Below are 1,088 nucleotides of genomic sequence, written 5' to 3'. Positions count from 1 at the left end.
GGCATCGGCAATGGGGGCACTGGCTCTGCTATGGGGCTCAATGGTGGCTGGGGCGCGGCCGGCGTGATGATGATTCCGCTGATCGCGGCCTACCTGGGGGGCATGTTTAAAGAGGAAAAGCAGGTCGGCACCGGTATCACTGGTGAGCTGGGCGGGAACCTCTACGGCTACCAGCTGTTGCGCGAAAGCGGCAGCTTGTTTGGCGGCCCGGACTATCGCTACATCGTCGCAGAGAAGGAGCAAGAAAAGGCAAGAGCTGAAATCGAGCGGCTGAAAAAGGAGATTGCGGACAACCCGGACGATCCACGCAATGGATACCGTCAGAGGCAGATGCAGCAGCAATACAGCCGCCTGGAGATGCTGGACCAGTACAACGGCTCTATCGAAGCTGTGGCCGGCCCCATCAAGATCCTGCAGGACGCTTTCAAGGACATGCGGGAGGACACTGCCGCAAGAGCCGACAGCCTGGGGTTGAACGGTGATTCGATCCGAGCGATGAAGGTGGCGCTGGGCCTGGATGAAATCCACCCGGACACGGGTGGCAAGGGGCTGGAATTGACTGGTCTCACGCAAGAGGAGGCTGCAGCGAAGATCGAGGCGGCGTTGGCGCAAGCCAATGAAGAGATGGCCCGGTCGGTCCTGGGCAAGTGGGAGGAGCAGACACGGGAGATCACCCGCATGGTGTGGGATACCGTGGATGTGGTCTCTGATGGGGATACCCAGCAGCAGGCCCGGGTAGGCCGCGAAGTGACGGAAACCGTCACTGAGCAGGTTTTTGTGATGGGTGAATACGTCCGGGTGGGTGAGACCGCTGTAGACGCTCTGACCCGCCTTTCTGCAAGCCTGGCGGGGGTCAACATGGTGTTTGATCTGCTGGGAACTACTCTGCTGGAGGGTTCGCTCTCCGCTGCAGATTGGGCCAGCAAGCTGGTCGATGCCATGGGCAGCATGGATGCGCTCACAGAGGCCGCAGCAACCTACTATGACCTGTACTACAGCGAGGAAGAAAAGCGCACCAGAGCGGCTCAGCAGGCAGACAAGGGCATGAAGGAGATGGGGCTCGATCTGCGTGTCGGCGATATTGATGC

Annotated in this window: 1 pseudogene; it reads left to right on the top strand. The window is 60.2% G+C overall.

The annotated features are described in order from the left end of the window. Window positions 1-30: 30 nt before the first annotated feature. Window positions 31-1,088, top strand: a pseudogene (locus tag LPW39_RS13015) (hypothetical protein); the annotation flags it as partial.

The sequence above is a fragment of the Comamonas koreensis genome, assembly GCF_021026195.1.
Lineage (GTDB): Bacteria > Pseudomonadota > Gammaproteobacteria > Burkholderiales > Burkholderiaceae_C > Comamonas > Comamonas koreensis.
This window is presented reverse-complemented; position numbering and strand designations above follow the sequence as displayed.